Source organism: Thalassolituus sp. UBA3500 (assembly GCF_002377545.1).
Classification (GTDB): Bacteria; Pseudomonadota; Gammaproteobacteria; order Pseudomonadales; family Oceanobacteraceae; genus Thalassolituus.
The window spans coordinates 1-4,910 of the sequence record NZ_DFQB01000056.1 but is presented as its reverse complement, the minus strand read 5'-3'; the positions used below and the strand labels follow the sequence as shown (position 1 = coordinate 4,910).

Annotated in this window: 6 protein-coding genes; 1 reads left to right on the top strand and 5 read right to left on the bottom strand. The window is 51.7% G+C overall.

Annotated elements, in window-relative coordinates; translation table 11 throughout:
- Positions 1-202: 202 nt before the first annotated feature.
- Positions 203-655, top strand: a complete 453-nt coding sequence (locus tag B2R29_RS17000; protein ID WP_414716621.1) for an REP-associated tyrosine transposase — start codon at positions 203-205, stop codon at positions 653-655.
- A 96-nt stretch (positions 656-751) separates the two neighbouring features.
- Here B2R29_RS17000 and B2R29_RS13665 read toward each other — a convergent pair whose 3' ends face one another.
- The 5 genes from B2R29_RS13665 to B2R29_RS13645 form a co-directional block, all read right to left on the bottom strand.
- The gene (locus tag B2R29_RS13665; RefSeq protein WP_301181576.1) at positions 752-1,042 is read right to left on the bottom strand and encodes a hypothetical protein; all 291 of its coding nucleotides are present in this window, start codon (positions 1,040-1,042) and stop codon (positions 752-754) included.
- The gene (locus B2R29_RS13660) at positions 1,039-2,139 is read right to left on the bottom strand and encodes a flagellar basal body P-ring protein FlgI (protein WP_301181575.1); all 1,101 of its coding nucleotides are present in this window, start codon (positions 2,137-2,139) and stop codon (positions 1,039-1,041) included. The genes B2R29_RS13665 and B2R29_RS13660 overlap by 4 nt, the downstream gene beginning before the upstream one ends.
- Positions 2,140-2,357: 218 nt before the next feature.
- Positions 2,358-3,053, bottom strand: coding sequence for a flagellar basal body L-ring protein FlgH (gene flgH / locus B2R29_RS13655; RefSeq protein ID WP_301181574.1), 696 nt, complete (start codon positions 3,051-3,053; stop codon positions 2,358-2,360).
- 12 nt (positions 3,054-3,065) lie between these two features.
- Entirely contained in the window at positions 3,066-3,851 is a 786-nt protein-coding gene (gene flgG / locus B2R29_RS13650) for a flagellar basal-body rod protein FlgG (RefSeq protein ID WP_068438825.1), read from the bottom strand.
- Positions 3,852-3,863: 12 nt separating this feature from the next.
- On the bottom strand, positions 3,864-4,610 hold the full coding sequence (locus B2R29_RS13645; protein ID WP_301181573.1) for a flagellar basal body rod protein FlgF: 747 nt from the start codon (positions 4,608-4,610) through the stop codon (positions 3,864-3,866).
- Positions 4,611-4,910: the final 300 nt, after the last annotated feature.

Sequence of the window (4,910 nt, the reverse complement as noted above, 5' to 3'; positions counted from 1 at the left end):
TGTAGGAGGGAAGCTTCTTCCCGACATTGCCGAGGCCGATACGTTGTTCGGGGATATGATCCCCTCCTACATCATGCTTGTCCTGTAGGAGGGAAGCTTCTTCCCGACACAATCCTTAACGGTCTCATGCTTTCTCGCGATTGCCATACATGATTGCGTTTTACTAGATTGTCCAGAAGCTACGAAGTGGATATCAAAAAAAATGCAGGGACATAAGGCATTACGAAAGGGGCGCTTTTCGCAAGAATATAATATTTACCATGTCACTGTTGTGACTTGTCAGAGACAGCACATTTTTTCTTCATTCGGTACCGCATCAACACTGGCAAAGATCTTGAACTCTCCTAGTGTACTTAAGACGAGCTCCATATCTGCATGGGTAATTATGCCAGATCATTGGCATGCTATCGTCCAAGTAGGCCGGTACGACTCACTCTCTAAAGTTGTTGGAAGAATCAAGGCTATTTCTACCAGGGTGATTCATAACGAGAGATTATGGGAAGGAGATATATGGAGCAAAGCGTTTCACGATCGTGCACTCCGGTCGGAGAGTGAGTTGTTACCACTAGCGAGATATATCGTTGCTAACCCTATCCGAGCTGGATTGGCGCAGAAGGCAGGGAACTATCCGTTCTGGAATGCCGTGTGGGTATAAAATCATAGTCAATTGTCGGGGATATGATCCCCTCCTACACATCCGTAATTTCCTCCACACCTCTCGGGGATATGATCCCCTCCTACAAACGCACCATCACATCAAATACTTTTTGATGTTCTTCTGGCCTTGCTGTTGTGAGCCCACTTGCTTCTGCTCAGCTTTTAATTGCTCAAGCAATTCCTGTTCTTCTTTCAACAGGTCTTCAAGAAACACTTGCTGTTCGTTAGTCAGGTCGATGAGGTCGCTGACTTGAGAAAACCACTCGCGCATCAGTTCGTTGCGTTTCTGGATGCGTTCTTCGACACCTTCTTTTACGCCCTGACGAATCAGGGAGCGTAGTTCAAGCGAGAGGTTTTTTACCTGGCTAAATAGGTCGTTATTCATATGACGATTAATTCTGCTTTGAGGGCACCGGCTTGTTTCATGGCTTCGAGTATTGCCATGAGGTCTCCGGGGGCGGCGCCAATTTCATTTACGGCTTTGACGATGTCGTCGAGCGTGACGCCAGGGCCGAATTTAAACATGCGGCTGTCGCCGCCATCATCGATGTTGATGTTAGTTTGCGGAACCACAACCGTCTCACCTTCAGCCAGCGCGTTGGGCTGTGCCACTTCGAAGTCTTCGGTGATGGTGACGGTCAGGCTACCGTGTGTCACGGCCACTGGTTCTATCTGTACTTTTTGCCCCATAACTATGGTGCCGGTACGGGAATTAATAATAATTTTTGCGCGTTCGGTGCCGGTTTCTATCTCAAGATTTTCTATCACCGACAGGTAGGCAACGCGCTGACTTGTATCGCGCGGAGCACTGACCCGGATACTTGTAGCGTCGAGGGCTTCGGCAGTGCCCGGCCCCAGCAGTTCGTTGATTTTATCGGTCATTGACCGCGCGGTGGTGAAGTCGGGTTGATCCAGGTTGAAGATCAGACTGTCGCCGCGTCCAAAGCTGCTGGGTACGGCTTGTTCAACCGTCGCGCCGTTGGGAATGCGCCCGACGCTGGGGACATTAACGGTGATGCTTGAGCCGTCGTTGCCTTCGGCACCAAAGCCACCGACGACGAGGTTACCCTGAGCAACCGCGTAGATGCCGCCATCAGCGCCCTTTAAGGGGGTAAATAACAGTGAGCCACCGCGCAGGCTTTTGGCATTGCCCAGTGACGATACGGTAACGTCGACCCGCTGGCCGGGTTTTGAGAACGGCGGCAGTTCTGCAGTAACAGATACGGCAGCGACGTTTTTCAGTTTCGGGTCAGTGCCTTGCGGTAGGGTGATCCCGAACTCGTTCATCATGTTACGGAAAGTCTGTGTGGTAAACGGGGCTTTATCGCCCGTACCGTCGAGACCAACCACCAGGCCGTAGCCGATCAATTGGTTTGAACGCACGCCTGATATACTGGTGATGTCTTTGATTCGCTCCGCATGGGCCAGAGCTGGAATCGTGCTGACCAGCATTATGACGAGTAATTGACGCCAGTTTTTCATCGTTTCATCCGCATTACGTATCTGATTGCAGGGTTTAGGTCGTATTTGAGGAATAATGCGAAGGGTGTGCCAATTGGGAAATGATCGTGGGAGCGAATCAGGCTTTTAATCCCTGTGGGAGCGAATCAGCCGGAGGCTATTCGCGAATATCACTACTGCAACTGCCCAATCGCTATTAGCCAGACAAGCTGGCTGAATAGCTCCTACAAAATATTGAATCAAAACGGCCAGAGCGGTGACATAAAGATGCGGTCAGCCCAACCTTGTTTGGTGCTGTTGTTGAGGTTGCCACGACCACCAAATGAGATGCGTGCATCGGCTACTTTGCTTGAAGCGATGGTGTTTTCAGGGGTAATGTCTTGTGGACGCACCAGGCCCATAATACGAATATATTCGTCACCTTCGCTCAGGGTCAGCCATTTTTCGCCGCGTATCTGTAGTACACCGTTAGGCAGAATATCGGATACCGTCACACTGATCTGACCAGTCAAGCTGTTGGAGCGATCTGCCTCGCCTTTACCGGAGAACTGTCGATCGTTCACGGTTTCTGAATCCATGGTCAGGTTCTTCCAACCGGGTACTGTTCCCATGAGTGACGGCACTGCCATGTTGTTGTTGGATGATTTATCGGCCACCGTTTCTGCTGATTTCGACGATTGATATTCTTCGTCGAATATCACGGTGATGATGTCACCAATCCGGTTGGCCTGCTGGTCGGTGTACAAACCTACGCTGTAGCGCGGCTGGAACAGCGAGCCGTCATTGGTCGGCGGCGCTTCGAGGCTTTGTGCCGATACAGGCGCAAACGCTGGGTCATCCGGGAATACGTCGCGCTCTTGTTGAATACTGCTGCATGCGGTCAACAGACCAGTACTTGTAAGTGCAATAAATGCGTTAACTAACAGGCGTTTCATATCACACCTCCATCAGGTGTTCTGTGTCAGGAACTGCAGCATCTGATCGGCTGCTGACACGACTTTTGAGTTCATTTCGTAGGCGCGCTGAACGGTGATCATTTTCACCAGCTCTTCAACCACTTCGACGTTGGAGTTTTCGAGTGCGCCCTGCACTACCCGACCAAAACCATCTTCACCCGGAACTCCACCTTGAGGAGCACCACTGGCTGCGGTTTCCAGAAAGAGGTTGCCACCGGCTGCCTGAAGGCCTGCTGGGTTAATAAAGTCGACGGTCTCGATCTGGCCTAGCTGCTGCGGATTCGGGTCTCCGAACATGGTTGCCTGGACAATACCGTCTTCACTGATGGTGAGGTTGTTGGTCTGCTCAGGGATAACAATCTGCGGCTCTAACGGATAGCCGTTGACGTTCACTACGGTGCCTTCGTTATTGATGTGGAAGGTACCGTCACGCGTATAGCCGATGTTGCCGTCAGGCATCTGAATCTGGAAAAAACCTCGACCATTTACCGCGATATCCAGCGGCTGATCCGTGATTTCGAGCGAGCCTGTTGTGAATACTTTCTGTGTACCTGCGGTACGTACACCGGTACCGAGTTGCAGACCGGATGGCAGGCGACTGTCGGCTGAACTGTTGGCACCCGGCTGACGCTGAATCTGGTAGATCAGGTCTTCGAATACCGGACGGTCTTTTTTGAAGCCAGTGGTCGCTACGTTAGCGAGGTTGTTTGATACGGTGGTCAGCGCGAGGTCTTGTGCTTCGAGCCCGGTCTTACTGACCCAGAGTGCGTTCATCATAGTGCTGACTCCTTATTGATTCGACATGATCTGTGTCGTGGCGGCTGCCAGCTCGTCGACACGTTTCATCATTTTTACCTGCATTTCATACTGACGGTTCAGCTGAATCAGGCTGGTGAGTTCGGTGACGGCATTGACGTTACTGCTTTCAGTAAAGCCGCCAACAACGCTGACATTAAGGTCTGGCTGAGCCGGTGGGGTGCCCTCTTCACGAAAGCGGAATAAACCGTCTTCGCCTTTTTCTAATGTTTCAGGGTCTGGATTAACGAGCTTGAGCTGCACCGGTTCGGCAACGCCCGCAGGCACTTCGCCAAGTGGCTGAATCGTAATAATTCCGGCCTTTGAGATATTGATTTTTTCGAATTCGGGCAGTACCACAGGACCGCCGTCACCAATGAGCTGACGACCACTGCCATTCACCAGTCGACCTAGCGGATCGACGCTGAGGTCACCGGCGCGGGTATAGGCTTCCTGGTCATCCGGGCCGACAACGGCAAACCAACCTTTCCCTTCAATCGCGAGATCCATGTTGCGGCCCGTCTCCACCAATGAGCCCATGCTCATGTCACTGGCGGGACGTTCGGTCATGGCGTACGCACGCGATGGAAAGTGTTCACCGAACACGCCTTGCGCCCGGCTTTGGGTGTAATCAGAGCGGAAACCTGTGGTCGCAACATTGGCCAGGTTGTTGGCGTGTGCAGTTTGCCCGTAGGTGTTCTGTTTGGCCCCGGACATGGCGATGTAGAGTGCGCGGTCCATAGTGGTTGCCTTTCAATAGTTCAGTTACATGAAGCATTGCGAAGGCTGTGCCAACTATATTTTCTTATTAAAAATCAATTAGTTATATAACATCCAGGCGGATTTTGAGTGTCGATATGCCGGTGGTAGGATGTGGAAACGGCAAGCGGTTGCCAGGGTGGCAAAACCTGTGGGAGCTATTCAGCCAGCTTGCCTGGCTAATAGCGATTGGGTTAATCGCGAATAGCCTCCGGCTGATTCGCTCCCACAGTGTTACTGCTGATCTGCTTCCACAGTATTACTGCTGATCTGCTTCCACAG

Bases quoted from the DNA above. Each gene is read 5' to 3' on its own strand.
- B2R29_RS17000 (WP_414716621.1), top strand. From the start codon at position 203: ATGCAGGGACATAAGGCATTACGAAAGGGGCGCTTTTCGCAAGAATAT.
- B2R29_RS13665 (WP_301181576.1), bottom strand. From the start codon at position 1,042: ATGAATAACGACCTATTTAGCCAGGTAAAAAACCTCTCGCTTGAACTA.
- B2R29_RS13660 (WP_301181575.1), bottom strand. From the start codon at position 2,139: ATGAAAAACTGGCGTCAATTACTCGTCATAATGCTGGTCAGCACGATT.
- flgH (WP_301181574.1), bottom strand. From the start codon at position 3,053: ATGAAACGCCTGTTAGTTAACGCATTTATTGCACTTACAAGTACTGGT.
- flgG (WP_068438825.1), bottom strand. From the start codon at position 3,851: ATGATGAACGCACTCTGGGTCAGTAAGACCGGGCTCGAAGCACAAGAC.
- B2R29_RS13645 (WP_301181573.1), bottom strand. From the start codon at position 4,610: ATGGACCGCGCACTCTACATCGCCATGTCCGGGGCCAAACAGAACACC.